General features: G+C 56.0%; 12 protein-coding genes and 1 pseudogene. 2 read left to right on the forward strand and 11 right to left on the reverse strand.

Going from position 1 to position 16407, the window contains the following annotated elements; genetic code table 11:
- Positions 1-55 precede the first annotated feature (55 nt).
- The 4 genes from astB to AC3Y5R_RS13065 are packed head-to-tail and all read right to left on the reverse strand — an operon-like array spanning position 56 to position 5098.
- Positions 56-1384 carry an N-succinylarginine dihydrolase gene (gene astB / locus AC3Y5R_RS13050; RefSeq protein ID WP_489921691.1) on the reverse strand — a complete coding sequence of 443 codons (1329 nt, stop codon included), beginning with the start codon at positions 1382-1384 and terminating at the stop codon, positions 56-58.
- Positions 1381-2850 (reverse strand): succinylglutamate-semialdehyde dehydrogenase, encoded by a 1470-nt coding sequence (gene astD, locus AC3Y5R_RS13055; RefSeq protein WP_489921692.1) that lies wholly within the window; start codon positions 2848-2850, stop codon positions 1381-1383. Before astD ends, astB begins: the two co-directional genes overlap by 4 nt.
- Positions 2847-3881 carry an arginine N-succinyltransferase gene (gene astA, locus AC3Y5R_RS13060; RefSeq protein ID WP_489921693.1) on the reverse strand — a complete coding sequence of 345 codons (1035 nt, stop codon included), beginning with the start codon at positions 3879-3881 and terminating at the stop codon, positions 2847-2849. Before astA ends, astD begins: the two co-directional genes overlap by 4 nt.
- Positions 3878-5098 (reverse strand): bifunctional succinylornithine transaminase/acetylornithine transaminase, encoded by a 1221-nt coding sequence (locus AC3Y5R_RS13065; protein WP_489921694.1) that lies wholly within the window; start codon positions 5096-5098, stop codon positions 3878-3880. The genes astA and AC3Y5R_RS13065 overlap by 4 nt, the downstream gene beginning before the upstream one ends.
- A 994-nt stretch (positions 5099-6092) precedes the next feature.
- On the opposite strand from AC3Y5R_RS13065, the pseudogene AC3Y5R_RS13070 reads away from it, so the two are divergent.
- Positions 6093-7160 (forward strand): annotated as a pseudogene (locus AC3Y5R_RS13070) (porin).
- Positions 7161-7431: 271 nt separating this feature from the next.
- Here the strand turns inward: AC3Y5R_RS13070 and AC3Y5R_RS13075 are convergent.
- Both AC3Y5R_RS13075 and AC3Y5R_RS13080 read right to left on the reverse strand, forming a co-directional pair.
- On the reverse strand, positions 7432-8391 hold the full coding sequence (locus AC3Y5R_RS13075) for an apurinic/apyrimidinic endonuclease family protein (protein ID WP_489921695.1): 960 nt from the start codon (positions 8389-8391) through the stop codon (positions 7432-7434).
- A 108-nt stretch (positions 8392-8499) separates the two neighbouring features.
- Entirely contained in the window at positions 8500-9933 is a 1434-nt protein-coding gene (locus AC3Y5R_RS13080; RefSeq protein WP_489921696.1) for a YchO/YchP family invasin, read from the reverse strand.
- A 211-nt stretch (positions 9934-10144) separates the two neighbouring features.
- On the opposite strand from AC3Y5R_RS13080, the gene AC3Y5R_RS13085 reads away from it, so the two are divergent.
- A complete protein-coding gene (locus AC3Y5R_RS13085) occupies positions 10145-10702 on the forward strand; it encodes a YbhB/YbcL family Raf kinase inhibitor-like protein (RefSeq protein WP_489921697.1) in 558 nt (185 codons plus the stop codon).
- A 60-nt stretch (positions 10703-10762) separates the two neighbouring features.
- Here the strand turns inward: AC3Y5R_RS13085 and AC3Y5R_RS13090 are convergent, their stop codons facing one another.
- From AC3Y5R_RS13090 to AC3Y5R_RS13110, 5 genes are read right to left on the reverse strand one after another with little or no spacing between them, the layout of a single operon-like run.
- Complete coding sequence (locus AC3Y5R_RS13090) at positions 10763-11560, reverse strand: SDR family oxidoreductase (RefSeq protein ID WP_489921698.1); 798 nt, start codon at positions 11558-11560, stop codon at positions 10763-10765.
- Positions 11550-13085, reverse strand: a complete 1536-nt coding sequence (locus AC3Y5R_RS13095; RefSeq protein ID WP_489921699.1) for an FGGY family carbohydrate kinase — start codon at positions 13083-13085, stop codon at positions 11550-11552. The genes AC3Y5R_RS13090 and AC3Y5R_RS13095 overlap by 11 nt, the downstream gene beginning before the upstream one ends.
- Entirely contained in the window at positions 13078-14145 is a 1068-nt protein-coding gene (locus tag AC3Y5R_RS13100; RefSeq protein ID WP_489921700.1) for an ABC transporter permease, read from the reverse strand. Before AC3Y5R_RS13100 ends, AC3Y5R_RS13095 begins: the two co-directional genes overlap by 8 nt.
- Positions 14146-14181: 36 nt before the next feature.
- Entirely contained in the window at positions 14182-15732 is a 1551-nt protein-coding gene (locus AC3Y5R_RS13105) for a sugar ABC transporter ATP-binding protein (protein WP_489921701.1), read from the reverse strand.
- A gap of 10 nt (positions 15733-15742) precedes the next feature.
- Positions 15743-16354 (reverse strand): DUF2291 family protein, encoded by a 612-nt coding sequence (locus tag AC3Y5R_RS13110; protein ID WP_489921702.1) that lies wholly within the window; start codon positions 16352-16354, stop codon positions 15743-15745.
- Positions 16355-16407: the final 53 nt, after the last annotated feature.

A 16407-nucleotide genomic window follows, 5' to 3' on the forward strand; every position in this document is an offset into this window, starting at 1 on the left:
TTCGAAAATGGCAAGGTGCGTCGCACAGTATCACAACGCACTCTTGATTCCGTGTTTACTGTTGAAAGTGGTATACATTCCCTAAGTTTAGCAGCCTGGTGAGTTCGTCCAGCGCTTCCCTTCCTTCCTTCAGCAATTGTGGATCGGCCAGGTCTTCATGCCGCAGGCGATCGCGGTAGTGTTTTTCCACCCAGCCGTTCAGCGTGGTGAATAGTCGATCGTCCATTATCACCGCAGGATTGACCGCTGCCTGCTGCGCTTCGTTAAGCACCACCCGCAGACGCAGACAGGCCGGGCCGCCGCCGTTGAACATGCTTTCACGCAGATCAAAGACCTTCAGCTCATCAATAACCCCGCCGCTTTCTACCAGATCGCACAGGTAACGCCAGACGCCCGGATGCCTGCGTGCCTCTTCCGGCAACACCAGCAGCATTTTCCCGTCTGGTTTGCTGAGCAGCTGGCTGTTGAACAGATAGGTCGACACCGCATCCGCCACGCTGACGCGGTTGTCCGGCACGACCACTGGCGTGAAACCGGGTATTTTTTCCCGCAGCGTCGCCAGCAGTTCGGGCTGATGCAAAAACGCCAGTTGATGGCAGAACAGCACCTGTTGGTTGCTGACGGCAATCACATCATTGTGGAAAACTCCCTGATCGATCACCGCCGGGTTCTGCTGGGCAAAGACGGTTTTCTGCGGATCAAGCTGATGCAGGCGGGCAACGGCTTCACTGGCTTCGCGCGTTTGTCTGGCAGGATAGCGTGCAGGAACCAGCCCACTGGCTCGCTCTTCACGACCATAGACGAACAGCTGTACACCCTGTTCGCCGTAACCGTTACTGAAACGGTTGTGGTTGGCGGCTCCTTCATCACCAAACATCGCCACCTGCGGCAATGCGTCATGCACGCTGAAATACTCAGCATCGCGGAAGATTGCGCGCAATAAAGCTCCGGTTGTCGGTGCTTCCATTGCCCGGTGGAATTTATTGTTCAGGTTGGCCACGGTGAAATGCACGCGGCCATCGGCGCTGTCCGCCGAAGGGGAAACGGTAGCCGCATTGGCTACCCACATCGCCGAGGCGGAACTGGCCGCTGACAGTAATTGCGGTGCCTGGCGAAAGGCTTTTTCCACCACCTGTGCATCTGTGCCAGTAAAACCAGTTTGCCGCAGAGCGGCCACGTTCGGTCGCTCATGCGGCGGGATCACTCCCTGTACGAAACCGGCATCTGCCAGGGCCTTCATTTTCAGCAGACCCTGCTGCGCTGCCAGCCTGGGATTCGACTCCTGATGCTGATTGCGGGTGGATGCCTCATTACCAAACGACAACCCGGCATAGTGGTGAGTCAGCCCGGGCAGTCCGTCAAAATTCGCTTCACGGGTGTTCATTGCTCACCTTCCGACTGGCCGAAGTCCAGACCAGGTGACAACGTCACGGGTAACGACAGATCGGCACTCTCCAGCGAAGCCATCGGCCATGCGCAGTAATCCGCTGCATAGAATGCGCTGGCGCGGTGGTTACCGGAAGCGCCGATGCCGCCAAACGGGGCACTGCTGGCCGCACCGGTCAGCGGTTTGTTCCAGTTGACAATCCCCGCACGCCCCTCAATCAGCAGACGGTCAAACAGTTCACGCTGGCCGGAAATCAGACCGAGTGACAGACCGTAGCGCGTGGCGTTTGCCAGACGAATGGCCTGATCGAAATCATCGTAGCGAATGACCGTCAGCAGCGGGCCAAACACCTCTTCATCCGGTACGTTTTTGAGCGTGGTGACATCAATAATGCCGGGAGTGAGAATGGCGCTGTCCCGTGCTGGCCAGCGCATCGGCAGCAGCACTTTGCCGCCAGCATCGACCCGCGCCTGCCACTCGCTGAAGATCCGCTCTGCGGCCTGCAGCGAAATCACGCTGCCCATAAACGGCTGTGGCTCATCATCCCAGCGACCGGTACGAATTTTTTCTGCAACCTCAGTCAGACGGGAAAGGAAAGCATCCCCTGTTGCACCACGCTTCACCAGCATCCTGCGGGCGCAGGTACAGCGCTGCCCGGCAGTAATAAAAGCGGACTGGATAGCGATATTCACCGCCGCATCAATATCTTCAGGATCTTCCACAATCAGCGCGTTGTTGCCACCCATCTCCAGCGCCAGCATTTTATCCGGCCGTCCGGCAAACTGCCGGTGCAGCTGGTAACCCGTGCTGGCGCTGCCGGTAAACAACAGGCCGTCAATTTCATGATCCTGCGCCAGTACCTGGCCGGTATCGCGACCGCCCTGCACCATATTCAGCACGCCACCCGGCAGACCGGCGTGGAGCCACAGCTTTACCACTTTTTCCGCAATGACCGGCGTCAGTTCGCTGGGCTTAAAGACCACCGTGTTGCCCGCCAGCAGCGCAGGAACGATATGCCCGTTCGGCAGATGTCCTGGAAAATTATAGGGACCAAATACCGCCATCACGCCATGCGGGCGGTGGCGCAGCGAGCTGTCAGCGGTCAGGGTTTCCCCCGTACGCGCATGATAAGCCTTTACGGAAATGGCGATTTTGTTGATCATCGCCTGGATTTCCGTCGCCGCTTCCCAGCGTGGTTTACCGGTCTCTTGCGCAATGGTTACCGTCAAATCTTCTTTGTTCTTTTCCAGCAGCGCGGCAAATTTTTCCGCAATCGCCTGGCGCTCAGCAAAAGGACGACGTGCCCAGCGCGGAAACGCGACGCGGGCCGCTTCGCAGGCGGAAGAAACCTGGCCTTTACTGGCAGCCTTACCCTGCCAAAGCAGCGCTCCGCTGACCGGTTCGAGTTTGTTAAAATTCTCACCGCCGCCGGTCAGCCATTGTCCGTTTATACAGTGCGTCATGCTTTTTTCTCCGAACCTGATAATGTCACCACGCGCAGGAGATCACCCTGCCCGCAGCGTAAAATTTTTGCCTGTTCCGGGGTGATAGCCAGGCTTTCTCCCTGTGGATCAACATTGAGCAGCACCACGCGGAAATCGTCATAGCGCTCGTTGCCCACCAGGCATAAAGGATGATTGCTGTCCTGCTCTGCGCCAATGCTGGCCGGTAACACTCGGCTCTTACGGATCGCCCGCACGCGATCGATATCGCACTCCAGCGTCGGGCCACCGTCGAAGATGTCGACGTAATTGAGATACCTGAATCCCTCCGCTTCCAGAACCGCACGGGCTGGCGAGGTCTGCGGATGGGTTTTGCCAATCACTTCCTGCGCGTCGGGCGACAGATAGTCTATATATAACGGATGCTTAGGCATCAGCTCGGCGATAAAAGATTTCTGCCCGGTGCCGCACAGGTAATCTGCCGCACTGAAGGACATAGAGAAGAAACGGCTGCCGACACTTTCCCAGAATGGTGAATGGCCTTGTTCATCGATCCAGCCACGCATTTCAGCGACCACCTTCTGCATAAAACGATCGCGAAAGGCGGCCATAAACAGGAAGCGGGACTTCGACAGCAGATAGCCATTTTTGCCGTTGCGGTATTTCGGGTCGAGGAACAGCGTGCAAAGTTCGCTGCTGCCGGTATGATCGTTGCTCAGCGACAACGTCGGCAGCATATTGTAGACGTTCAGCTCTTTTGAGGCGTGAACCTGAGTACCAACGCGGAAGTTGTACCAGGGATCCTGCAACCCCACGGCCACCTCTATGGCGCAGATGCCCACCGCCTGTTGCGTTTCACCGTCTTCCAGTACGAACACATAACCCTGCTCTGCCCGCGGCAGCACGCCCTGCCAGGTGAGGATTGAGCGATCAATACGCGCGGACAGCGTGGCGCTGTCGGCAGGCAGAGAAGTCAACCCGCCGCCGGTTTTTCCAGCGAGAGCCATCAGTTGAGCAAGATCGTCACGCTCAACAGGACGGATGACCATCATGATCCGGCCCCTTCAATCACGGCGCGGCAGGCTGTTTCAAAGCGGGCCAGGCCCTCTTTTACTTCCTGCTCGCTGATGATCAGCGACGGCGCAAAGCGCACCACGCTGGCCCCGGCAATCAGTACCATCAGCCCTTCACGGGCCGCCGCCTGATTAATCAGTTTGGCCTTGCCGCTGTAGTCTTCATTCAGTACGCAACCGATCAGCAGGCCCAGCCCGCGGATTTCGCTGAACAGATGCAGGCGCTGGTTGATGTCGTTAAGGCCGTCCACAAACCACTGGTGACGTAACGCCACTCCCGCCATCACTTCAGGACGGTTGATCAGCTCCATCACTTTGCCCCCCACCGCGCCAGCCAGCGGGTTACCGCCATAGGTGGTGCCGTGAGTGCCGACATTTAACACACCAGCCAGTTTTTCCGTGGTCAGCATGGCCGCAATGGGGAAACCACCACCCAGTGCTTTGGCGGTGGTCAGTACGTCCGGCGTCACACCGTAGCGCATGTAGGCATACAGCGATCCGGTACGGCCGACCCCACTCTGCACCTCATCAAAAATCAGCACGGCCTGATGCTTATCACAGAGTTCACGCAGGCCCCGCAGGAAGGCTGGCTCCGCAGGAACCACGCCGCCCTCGCCCTGAATCGGCTCGACAATCACCGCACAGGTCTGGTCATTGATCAGCGCCGCCGCCGAAGCGAGGTCGTTATAGACCGCGTGCTGAATACCGCCCGGCAATGGCGAAAAATCTTTTGAATAAGCCGGTTGTCCGCCCGCTGACACGGTAAACAGCGTGCGTCCGTGGAAGGCATTTTTAAACGCCACAATCCCGCTCTTCTGATCACCGGCAGCATCATGTGCGGCTTTACGGGCCAGCTTGAGCGCGGCTTCGTTAGCTTCCGCCCCGGAGTTACAGAAAAACACCCGGTCGGCGAAGGTGGCATCAATCAGCTGCTTCGCCAGGCGCAGGATCGGTTCATTGGTGTAGCCATTGCCGGTGTGCCAGAGCAGCGCTGCCTGCTGTTGCAATGCCTGCTGAAGGTCAGGATGAGCATGGCCCAACGCATTAACCGCGATGCCGCCCGCAAAGTCGATGTAAGAGTTGCCCTGCTGATCCCACAGCGTGGAGCCTTCCGCCCGCACCGGCACAAAGCTGGCCGGAATATAGGTTGGAACGATCCACTGATCAAAATTCTGGCGAGTAACTTCTGGTTGCATGACGGCCCCGTTAGTCCTGCCCACTGGCAGGTAATCATTAAGTTGATAAAGTGTTAATAAAAAGATTCATTACGCCTCCACTGTAAATTGCACGGTTCGTGCCAGCCAGCGATAAAATTGCATAAACCAGTTAGTAACACAGAATATCAATAAGTTAGATACCCTCTCCATTCACTTAAAATGCATAAAAAGTGAATAGCATCGTGATCCGAGCGGGTTTACCGAATAAAAAAGAGAAGAATTATGCAATGGGAAAATAAAATATCGCTTTTGTGATCGCTCCTGAAATTTGGTCGCAAAAAGAGGCATTTAGCGCACCTTTTTGGCGCGCCACGCACCGATAAAGAGCAAAAAAGCCTGAAGCAAACTCCGCAAAAGATGTTAGCGTTCAATCCTGAGAGGGGATTTCACTGTGCGTGAGGAATTAATAGCAGTATTAAGCTGACACAGGTTTAAATCCCTCTGCTTTCACGCAGGGAATAATGTCAGGGCCAGTGAATAACACCGCTATCAAGTAGAAGGATAATTTACCAACTAATTAATTTAATCATTAAGAACTCTCTGTATTATCACGCGATAAATCATTTTTAAAATGGCTTTTATTTATACAGAAAAATCATGAAATATTCAGTTACCAGGAACAGTTAAAACTGTTTTATGACTAACGATATAATTATTTTGTTATTGAGAAATAATTAATCAATAAAAATTACCGCCATAGCGAAGTTTCGCTGAAAAAATGTTATCACTTAGTAAAATAAAATGATAATTCAACATAAAATCAGCCAGATACAATAACAATACACCATAAGATAATCTTACTAATAAATAAGAAAAATACATGCAGGATGAAAATAAATGCCTCTGACCATAGCAAATGACGATAATTCTTAATTAGTTATAACTATTTAGTTTTTATGACACATCAAGCTGTGTAATTTTCTTTCACGACGCATTTCGACGTCGATAATATAAATAATGAACAGGGTAATTAATGATGAAGCGCAATTTACTGGCATGGGTTATCCCTGCCCTTCTCGGGTTCAGCAGTGTCAACGCAGCCGAAATTTATAATAGAGACGGCAACAAACTCGATCTGACTGGCAAAATTAACGCGGGTCACTTTATCTCTTCTGACACGGCCAATAACGGCGACGTTTCCTACACCCGACTGGGGTTCAAAGGCCAGACCCAGATCAGCGACCAGCTCACCGGCTATGGCCGCTGGGAGTACCAGTTCCAGGTCAATAACTCTGAAGGCGCTGACGCGCAGGCTGGCAACAAAACCCGTCTGGGCTTCGTTGGTCTGAAATTCGGGCAGGCGGGCTCCTTCGACTACGGCCGTAACTATGGCCTGATTTATGATGCACTGAGCTACACCGACATGCTGCCAAAATTTGGTGGTGATGCAGGCTTCACCGATGCGTTCCTGGCTGGCCGTTCTACCGGCGTGGCAACCTGGCGTAACGCCGATTTCTTCGGCCTGGTGGAAGGACTGAGCGTGGCGGCCCAATATCAGGGCAAAAACGAGCGCAGCGGTGCAGATGCCGTTCGCCGCTCCAACGGAGATGGCTATGCCACTTCCGTGGCATACAATGCCGACTTCGGCCTGGGACTGGTGGCAACTTATGCCAATATCGATCGCACCGAAGCACAAAATCTGGCGTTACGCGGTGACAGCGATCGCGCCGAACTGTGGTCAACGGCAGCCAAATACGATGCCAACCAGATCTATCTGGCAGCAATGTAAGCAGAAACGCGCAACGCCACCCCAATTACCGGCGGTTTCGCTAACAAAGCGCAGAATTTTGAAGTGGTGGCACAGTACCAGTTCCTGAATGGCTTCCGCCCTTCACTGGCTTATGTTGTCTCCCGTGGGAAGGATATTGAAAACATTGGCAGCGCCGACATCTACAAATATGTCAGCGTCGGCGGCACTTACTACTTCAACAAGAACATGCTGGCCTATGCGGAATACCGTATCAACCAGCTGGATGACAACAATCCACTGGGGCTGAAAACCGACGATATCACTGCCGTGGGTCTGACCTACCAGTTCTGATGATCCCCGCCTTAAGAGCCTCCTGAGTGTTTGTGCATTCAGGGGCTCTGTTCTTTCAGGGCGAATAAGTTCGCCTGCGTTCAGGGATCTTTAATCGGTTATCAAACCAGCGTCAGCTGAGTTACCCGGCAATCATAAATTTTTGCCAGCTTTTCAAGCGTGGCTTTCTGGGTAGGGTTATTTTCGTTCTTTTTTGGTTATTGGTCTGTATGCCGTCGGGTCACCCGCTGAACCTGAGCAGCACGACAATGCGACTCATCAGTACTTATCCTTAACGTTTCTGCTGGCTGTATGCAGCCAGCCGGTCCCGGGCAAGATTCTTCATTTTCACCTCGCACATAATATCGAAATCAGTGAAGGATAATGCCCAGTCGTTCAGGGTGTCGTTGAAGTAATAATCCGCATGCGCCCGTAATTTTGTAGCCGGGCCCCCCAGAGCATCCCGGTCCGGGAAGCCCTGTTCAGGGATCAATCCCTCACGTGAGATGGAATAGTGCAGAACAGGTCTGACTCCCCGCCATGACTCTTTGATTAACTCAATCCGCGGATCGTCAGGCTGAATAAATGCATTTTCCTTTACCCAGTGATGATGGATATCCAGCACCACCGGGTAGAGTTCTCTGGCCTGCAGAACATCATCCAGCGAGCAGGAAATCTCGTCATTTTCGACGGTCAGCATCAGCCTCGCTTCCGGACTCAGCCGGCCAAAAGCCTCGCTGAAGCCTGCAAATCCACCTTTGCCATTCATATGAATATTGATTTTGAAATCCTGAAAGGTCCGGCCATAACCCATCAACGTGGCACACAGGGCATGATATTCCACATCTTCCAGCGCCCTTTCCACCACTGCGGGATTGTCTGACGCCAGTACGGAATACTGTCCGGGATGAAAAGAGAGGCGGATCTGCTTTGTCCGCGCCAGCTCGCCGCAGCGGGCAAACTGTGGATGGAAATCCTTTAAAAAGGCCCCGAAGAGTTCTCTGGCTTCCGGTACGGTATACAGCGGCAGTAAATCGCTGCCGATTCTGAACATGCGGCGATCTTCCGGCAGCGCGGCCAGTTGCTCCAGCACCTGATAAAGCGCGTTGAGATTGTGTTGGGTGATGTCATGCAGGAGTGCGAACCGCTGGTTGTGATCCAGGCCGAGAAACCGCGTGCGGGTAGTGGCCCTGAAAGGAAAGACCTGTTTCAGATCTTCACCGAGAAATTTACATGCGAAGCCAGTTTTCATAGTTTCCCCTTTTGCCCTGGTGACTTCAGTCTAACACCTGTGGCAAAAGGAGGCGGCCCCGGCTCCCGGCGCAGGAGAGAGAAGTGTGGCCACCACCGCACAGCTCCGTCAGGGAACCATCAGGTCATACTGGTCGGACTGACTATTTTGCAGCGTCACCGGCTGCACCAGCTTCAGGGTGATCCAGTTTGAGGTCACTCGCTGTTGTTTATTGTCCACCAGCGTCACTGACAGGTGATATTCGTTGCTGGCATTCACCGAGTTATCCCATGCAGGAATAATGATGCTCCAGCCTTGCGCATCCGTTTTACTCGCCGGCGTGGTCAGGCTCAGCGCCTGAGTATCGCCCTGCCAGCGGATATCGGTGATTGGGTTGCTGTTGCGGATCTGTAGCATCAGCGGCAGCGTTTCGCCCGGCTGCACCTGCCACGGCGGCGTGGCGAGGAAAACCGACAGGGTTTTACGCTGGCGGAACTCCATCACTGGTGAATTATTGCGACTCACCACATCATAACGGCTGCCGCTGAGTGAACGGGCGGCCGCAACGTTATCGGCCGACAGCTGTTTACTCAGCGCCACGCCAATCTGATAATTCATTTTCAGACCAAACTGATCCTGAGTTTCACCGGTATCCGCTGTTTTCCGCGAGGCGGTCACGGTAAACAGCGGCACCGGAGTATAGCTGACGCCCAGTTCGACGGCCGACGGATTGGTGCCATAAGTGCCGCTGTTAAACAGATCAACGTTGTCCCCCAGATACTGCTCATAGCTGAGGGAAACCCCCAGTTGCTGATAAAAAGGCAGGTAGCCCTGGGTGGTAATGTCATAGCCACGCGCCATGCGCATTTGCGAGGTGTCAGAACGATTTTTCCAGCCGGAAAGGGGCTGATAATAATTGGCCGAGAAGCGCAGGAAGTGGCTCCAGGCTTCTGCTCCAAGCGAGCCGCGCTGCTGACTGGACTCAAACAGATCGTCGACAAAAGCGTTATAACCCAGCCGCCAGTCCCCCGTCAGCCAGCGCTGGCCCAGTCCGGCATTGCCCACCAGGCCATAATCGGTATGCTGTACGCCCAACTGGCTGAAGGTCAGATAGCGGTAGTTATCCTGCCAGGGCGTCACCAGCTGCGCCGAGGTGCCGTCGAAGTTTCCGCGCGTATCCACCATCAGTGAGAGGCTGGCACGTCCATAGGGAGAGAGCAGCTCTTTGCCCTCGGTTTCCGCCCGTTGCGCCGCCTCATCACGGAAATGGTTAAACGCCCACTGACCCGCTTCATTCCCCAGCGATTTATCGTCATCGCTGTTCATGCTGGCTTCTCCGATACTTCTCATGGCTTCCGCCACACGTTTTTCCAGCGTGGAATCGGACTCAGGGGTGCTGCCAAGCGAGGGTAACTGGCTGGTGAAACGGGCGGGATTGTCAAAAGGAGCATCGGCAACGCGGGTGTCCGTTGTCAGTGCCTGCGCCGAGGGCAGACCAACGGTCACCGGGATCAGCAGCGCCAGGCTGCGATAAAGTATGGAAAACGTTTGGACTCTTCTCATAACCTCATTAATTGCCAGCTGGCAAGATGGCATTAGCTTTAAAAATGGAAGATGGCTCACAAATTTGATATACGATCAGCTTAACACTTTTGCCCGCCTGGGATCATCCCGTAATCCCTGCGGTTTAGAGTGCATTTAGGTGTAACCCACTGGCGCATCGCGTAATTATCAACCAGACTTTGCCTGCATCCCTTTTAACAGGAAGGTTCCAATGAAGAAAACCCTGCTCTCTGTGGCGCTGCTAATGGGCGTTTCTGCTGCCACCAGCGCAGCGCAAGTGCCCGTGCTCAGCCTGAGTTCGCCTGATTTTAACGATAACGATGTGCTGGCAACAAAGTTTGCTGGTGCGGCGAAAGGCAATCCCAGCTGTACCGGTGAGAACGTCTCACCCGCTTTAGGCTGGACTTCCCCTCCGGAAGGAACGAAGAGTTACGCACTGACGATTGTCGACCCGGTGGGAGCGAAAGGGCTGGGAGTGAACCACTTTGTGGCTTATAACATTCCGGCGCAACGTAACAATTTTGCTCAGGGTGAGCTGACGGACGGAAAAGGTTATACCGGCGGCAAAAACAGTCCCGGGACATTCCGTTATTACGGTCCCTGCCCGCCTGCAGGCAGTGGCCAGCATCACTATAACTTCACGCTGATTGCCACCGATCTTCCGGTGAACAGCCTGAAGCCCGGACTGACGCGCGATGAGTTACTCAAACAGCTAAAAGGCCATACGCTGGGTGCGGCCGGACTGATTGGTCGGTTCAGTAACGACTGACGTCAGCGCATAAGCATGCCTGACGTCAGCGTTTGACGGTTTACTTTGATCGGTGGTCGATCAGGACATGATCAGGCCACCGTCGACGTTAATGGTTTGTCCGGTGATGTAACGGGCATCATCGGACGCGAGGAACGCCACCAGCCCGGCGACATCCTGCGGCTGCCCGGCGCGCTTCAGCGGGATCCCCTTCACCCACTCCGCCATCAGCTCCCCTTTGCCATACTTCTTCTCCTCGCTGCTGAGGATTTCGCCCCACACGCGGTCGTTATAATCCCACATCTCGCTTTCAATAATACCCGGACAGAAGGCGTTCACGGTGATGTTCCAGGGGGCCAGCTCCTGCGACAGGCTCTGGGTAATGCCGATAACGCCCATTTTACTGGCCGCATAATGTGGCGTGTAGATAAAGCCCTGACGTCCCTGACCGGAAGAGGTATTGATCAGGCTGCCGTACTGCTGCTTCACCATATATTTTGCCGCTTCACGGCAGCACAGCCACACGCCGGTGGTATTGACGGCGAGGATTTTATCGAAGTCTGACTTCGGCATTTTGTCGAAGTAGTCGATGGTGATCACTCCGGCATTCTGAATGGAAACATCAATGGTGCCGAAGCGCTCTGCGGCCTGACGATAAAGATCCTGCACCTGACCTTCATCGGTCACATCAACCTGCAGCGCCAGAATGTCACTACCGTAAGCGCTCTTCAGCTTTTCGGCGGTTTCAAACACCCGTTTCGCGTTGGATACCATTACCAGCTGCGCGCCATCACTGGCGAAGCGTTCTGCGATCCCGGCACCAATCCCGCGACAGGCACCGGTGATCAACACGGTTTTCCCCTGGAAATTACGATTCATACTGTGCTCCCTTAGTTGTCTGAGTGCCTGGCTGCCAGAGCGTTCGCTGAACCGCGTCGCGCCAGCCCTGCCAGGCGTGCTGCAATAAGTGATGGCGGACCTCGTCGGGCAGCCACCGATCGTGCTCTGGCAACAGCGATAACAACTGCTGGTCTTTTAACTTCTCCAGCGCCCGGCGTGCAAGCAGTCCGGCTCCGAGGGCGGAGAGTTCCGGCGTGGTGCTGCGGGCGACCGGAACACCCAGCAGATCGGCCTGGAACTGCATCAGCCACGGGTTCTGCGTCGGGCCGCCGTCCACCATCAACGTCGCCAGCTGGAACCCCGGATGCTGACGCATGGCATTGATGACATCGCCAATCTGGTAGGCAATCGCCTCCAGCGAGGCCCGGATCAGATGGGCTGGCGTCACGCCACGGCTCAGGCCGCAGACCACACCGCGCGCCTGATCGTCCCACCAGGGGGCACCGGTGCCGGTCAATGCGGGCACAAAGTAAACGCCGAGCGTGGAGTCGATACTGGCGGGCAGTTCATGCAGTGCCCGGCTCAGCACCTGGCCTTTGCCGTCGGTTAAGCCGGTCGCCTGCGCCATCCACGCCACGCCGTCGCCGGTGTGCGGGATATTGCCTTCCAGCCCGTAAACCAGCTGCTGGCCGTCATGCCAGGCCACGGTGGTCGCCAGTTCAGTAATGCTGGTATCTGGCGTGAGCAAAGGTGCCATTACCGACGAACCGGTGCCATAAGTGGCCTTTACGCCCCCCGGCGCGCCCAGCCCGTGGCCGTAAAGCGCGGCGTGGGAATCGCCGATCATCGCCATCACCGGCAGACCATCCGGGATACCGCTCAGCCCACGAGTGGTTCCGAACAGGCCGCTGGAAGGACGGATCTCCGGCAACGCCACGCGAGGAATGCCAAACAGCGCCAGCATTACCTCATCCCAGTCGCCGGTCTGCAGGTTCAGTAGTTGGGTACGGGCGGCATTCGAGGTGTCGCAGCGGAACTGCTTGCCGCCGGTGAAGTGCCATAACAGCCAGGAATCAATCGTACCCAGGCAAATCTCACCGTTGACCGCCCGCTCAATACCGTTGGCGGTGTTATCCAGTAGCCAGCGCATTTTCGAACCGGAAAACAGCGGAGCAATCGGCAGACCAGTCACCGAGCGGATCAGCTCGTCCTGCAGATCGCGCCGCAACTGTTCGCAAAATGCCGCGGAGCGCGAGCACTGCCAGGTCAGCGCCGGGGCCACAGGCTGGCCGGTTGCCCGCTCCCAGCCCATCGCCGTTTCCCGCTGGTTACTGATTGCCAAAGCCGCGATGCGGTTCTCTCCGACGTGGTCGATCACTTCGCGGATCACCGTCAGGGAAGCACTCAGCAGCACCCTGCCATCCTGTTCCACCCAGCCAGGCTGCGGTGTCTCCACCGTCAGCGGCCGGGACGCCTTACTGACCACCTGCCCGCGGGCATCAATTGCCACCGCTTTGACGTTACTTGTCCCTTCGTCGAGGGCGATAATCAGCTCTCTAGCCATGACTCACCTCAGACAGCGGCGCGGCCGCCTGCTTTTTTTCATGACGACGCATCAGCACCACTTTGCTCTGCAAACGCTGCTGGAACTGGTCAATAACCACGGCGGTGACGATCACCAGGCCTTTAATCACCATCTGCCAGAAGTCGCTGACGCCCATCATCACCATGCCGTCGGCGAGGAAGACGATCACGAAGGCACCGATAATCGAGCCGGACACACGTCCGCGCCCACCCGCCAGCGCCGTACCACCCAGCACCGTTGCGCCGATGGCATCCATCTCAAACATGTTACCGGTCATCGGGTGCGCGGTTTGCAGCTGTGAAGCCACCACCAGCCCAACCAGACCGGCACAGAGACCGGAGAAGGCATAAACGAAAATTTTCACTTTGACAATCGGCACGCCGGCCAGCCGGGCGGCTGACTCGTTACCGCCGCTGGCGTAGATATAGCGGCCCAGCGGGGTTTTGCGGGTGATATACAGACCCAGCAACAGGAAGCCGACCATCAGCCAGATCGGGATGTAAACACCGAGGATGGTACCGGAGCCGAGAATGGCGAATCCGGTGTTACCCAGTTGCGGCATCCCTACCAGGTTGGCGTAGGTACTACCGTCGTTGAACAGCAGTGCCGCACCGCGCGCCACATACATCATGCCGAGCGTACAGATAAACGGAGCCACACCCAGACGGGTGATCACCGCACCGTTGATCAGGCCGACAATCACGCCGAAGATGGCGACAACCAGGATAACTTCCGGCACGTTGAGGAACAGCACCTCACCGCCCCAGATCGGTACCCCGTTAGTCAGCAACGCCCCGGCAACCATGCCGCAGATCCCGGCGACCGCGCCGACCGACAGGTCAATGCCGCCGGTCAGGATCACCAGCGTCATACCAATAGCCAGCAGCCCGGTGATCGCCACGTGCTGGGTCATGATCAGCAGGTTAGACGGTGTTAAAAAATTCGGCACCATCACGCTGAAAAAGCCAATCACGATTAACAGCGCAATAAAGGTTCGGGCCTTCAGCAAGTACATATAGAGCAGGTATTTCTGATTCATAATGTTTTCCTCAACGCCAGAGGCGGCATCGGCAAATTAATCGTGGGGAGTGGAGGCGGTGATCAGCCTTTCGCGCGTTGCCTCGGCCCGGGATAAGTCGGCGGTGATTTTGCCGTCGGCCATCACCAGAATGCGGTCGGCCAGCGCCATTACCTCATCCAGCTCCGACGACGAAAACATCACTGCCAGCCCCTGCTGTGCCATGGTGCCAATCAGGTGGTAAACGTCCGTTTTCGCCCCGACGTCAATACCGCGCGTCGGTTCGTCGAGCAGCACCACTTCCGGACTGGTCATCAGCGCCTTGCCCAGCACCACCTTCTGCTGATTGCCGCCGCTCAGGGAAGTGATCGGCAGTTCGGCATCGCTGACCTTGATAGCCAGCCGCTGGATCATCTCATTGACCCGCGTCTCTTCCTGCTGTGGCCGCAGCATGTTCAGCGCCCGGCGAAACCCTCGCAGACTGAGGTCGCTGAGCGTCATATTGGTTTTGATCGACATCAGCTCCACCACGCCCTCGCCCTTGCGGTCTTCCGGCACCAGCGCGATCCCACGCTTCAGACGCTGCTGGAAGTTGCGTTTATCCAGCGACTCACCGTTCAGCGTTACGCTGCCGCTCTGGCAGTGCATCAGGCCAATCAGGCCCTTGAACAGTTCGGTACGCCCGGCCCCCAGCAGACCGTAAATCCCCACCACTTCGCCTTTACGCAGCCGTAAGGAGACATCGTTAAGCTTGTATCCGCCGTTCTGCGCCAGCGCGGTCAACCCGTCGACTGCCAGCATTTCCTCGCCCTGAACCGCAGCCTGATAATCGAAGTGTTTTTTCTTGTCACCGACCATCTGCTCAATAATCCACGGCACGCTGGCATCACGGACTTCACGCTCGCTGATAAACTTGCCGTCGCGGAAAATGGTAATGTGGTCACCAATTTCCATCAGCTCTTCCAGCCGGTGAGAGATATAAATGATGGTGACGCCACGGCGCTTGAGTGCGGCAATGACGTTAAACAGCACCTTCACTTCGGACTGGCTGAGCGCCGAGGTGGGCTCATCCATAATCAGCACGCGGGTATCTTTGGACAGCGCCCGGGCAATCTCCACCAGCTGCTGATGGCCGATGCCCAGCTCTCCCAGCGAGGCGTAAGGATCCACGTCCAGCTCCAGCCTCTCCAGCAGCGCCTTTGCCAGCTGGTACTGGTACTTTTCGTTAATCACGCCACGCTGGAAAAACTCGTTGCCGATAAAGATGTTGTCCATCACGTTCATGTTGGGAAACAGGTTCAGCTCCTGGAAAATAATGCTGATCCCGTGCTTTTCCGCCTGCTGTGTTGACCCCAGCGTGACCGGTTCCCCATCCAGCAGGATCTGGCCCGAGGACGGCACTTCCACCCCGGCCAGCATTTTCATCATGGTTGATTTGCCCGCGCCATTTTCGCCGATAAGCACGTTGACCTTGTTGCGATACACGCGGTAATCCACCTGGTCCAGCGCGGTGACGCCGGGGTAAATGCGCGACACATTACGTGTCTCTATAATGACTTCGGACTGTTCGCTGGCTGGCTGCAGGACATCTGCTTCACTGTGCGCCATGGTGCACTCCTCATTGACGAACGACACGGGCCGGGGTGATATCTGGAGCGGTTTGCGGTACGTCCCAACTGCTGAACACGCCGTCAACTTCCACCCGGTCGCCGACTTTCGGCTGCAGCTTGATCACCTCATTCGAGGCCAGGGCGTTAATCGCCTTGCCGTAGTCGCCAAACATCACCTGGTCATTAAAGTCCTGATAGCTCACGCCTTTATAAACGTCACGCAGCGCGGTACCGCGAATAATGGGGCCAATCTGCACGGCCACATCCTGGCCGCTGGCATCTTTCACCGTCATCTTTCCGCTGCGGGATGTGGTGTTAACGCTGGCGACAGTGCCATTCACTTTGACGGTGAACACGCAGGGATTCTCTTCCTGGCTGCGATAGCCAAACTGTTTACAGGCGCTGTCGAAATCTTTCACGGCGGCCAGATCCTTCATCACCTCGCCCAGCGGTTTGGCGTCGTTAAGCACCTGCGGCACAATCGCATGCTGGTAAGTGCTGGCGATATTCGCCATTTTGGGATTAGGCGGATTTTTCAGGTCGGCTAATTCCTGTTGTGACACAATACGGCAGCCACCCAGGGCCAGTACCGCGATTGCCAGCCAGACTCGCCTGGACATACTTTCTCTCCTTTGCGCCCCCGCAGGGGTGCAGCAGTATCACGACAACACCA

The organism is Erwinia sp. 009765445 (genome assembly GCF_058137865.1).

Coding starts and splice junctions, on each gene's coding strand:
- astB (WP_489921691.1), bottom strand. CDS start 1,384: ATGAACACCCGTGAAGCGAATTTTGACGGACTGCCCGGGCTGACTCAC.
- astD (WP_489921692.1), bottom strand. CDS start 2,850: ATGACGCACTGTATAAACGGACAATGGCTGACCGGCGGCGGTGAGAAT.
- astA (WP_489921693.1), bottom strand. CDS start 3,881: ATGATGGTCATCCGTCCTGTTGAGCGTGACGATCTTGCTCAACTGATG.
- AC3Y5R_RS13065 (WP_489921694.1), bottom strand. CDS start 5,098: ATGCAACCAGAAGTTACTCGCCAGAATTTTGATCAGTGGATCGTTCCA.
- AC3Y5R_RS13075 (WP_489921695.1), bottom strand. CDS start 8,391: ATGAAAACTGGCTTCGCATGTAAATTTCTCGGTGAAGATCTGAAACAG.
- AC3Y5R_RS13080 (WP_489921696.1), bottom strand. CDS start 9,933: ATGAGAAGAGTCCAAACGTTTTCCATACTTTATCGCAGCCTGGCGCTG.
- AC3Y5R_RS13085 (WP_489921697.1), top strand. CDS start 10,145: ATGAAGAAAACCCTGCTCTCTGTGGCGCTGCTAATGGGCGTTTCTGCT.
- AC3Y5R_RS13090 (WP_489921698.1), bottom strand. CDS start 11,560: ATGAATCGTAATTTCCAGGGGAAAACCGTGTTGATCACCGGTGCCTGT.
- AC3Y5R_RS13095 (WP_489921699.1), bottom strand. CDS start 13,085: ATGGCTAGAGAGCTGATTATCGCCCTCGACGAAGGGACAAGTAACGTC.
- AC3Y5R_RS13100 (WP_489921700.1), bottom strand. CDS start 14,145: ATGAATCAGAAATACCTGCTCTATATGTACTTGCTGAAGGCCCGAACC.
- AC3Y5R_RS13105 (WP_489921701.1), bottom strand. CDS start 15,732: ATGGCGCACAGTGAAGCAGATGTCCTGCAGCCAGCCAGCGAACAGTCC.
- AC3Y5R_RS13110 (WP_489921702.1), bottom strand. CDS start 16,354: ATGTCCAGGCGAGTCTGGCTGGCAATCGCGGTACTGGCCCTGGGTGGC.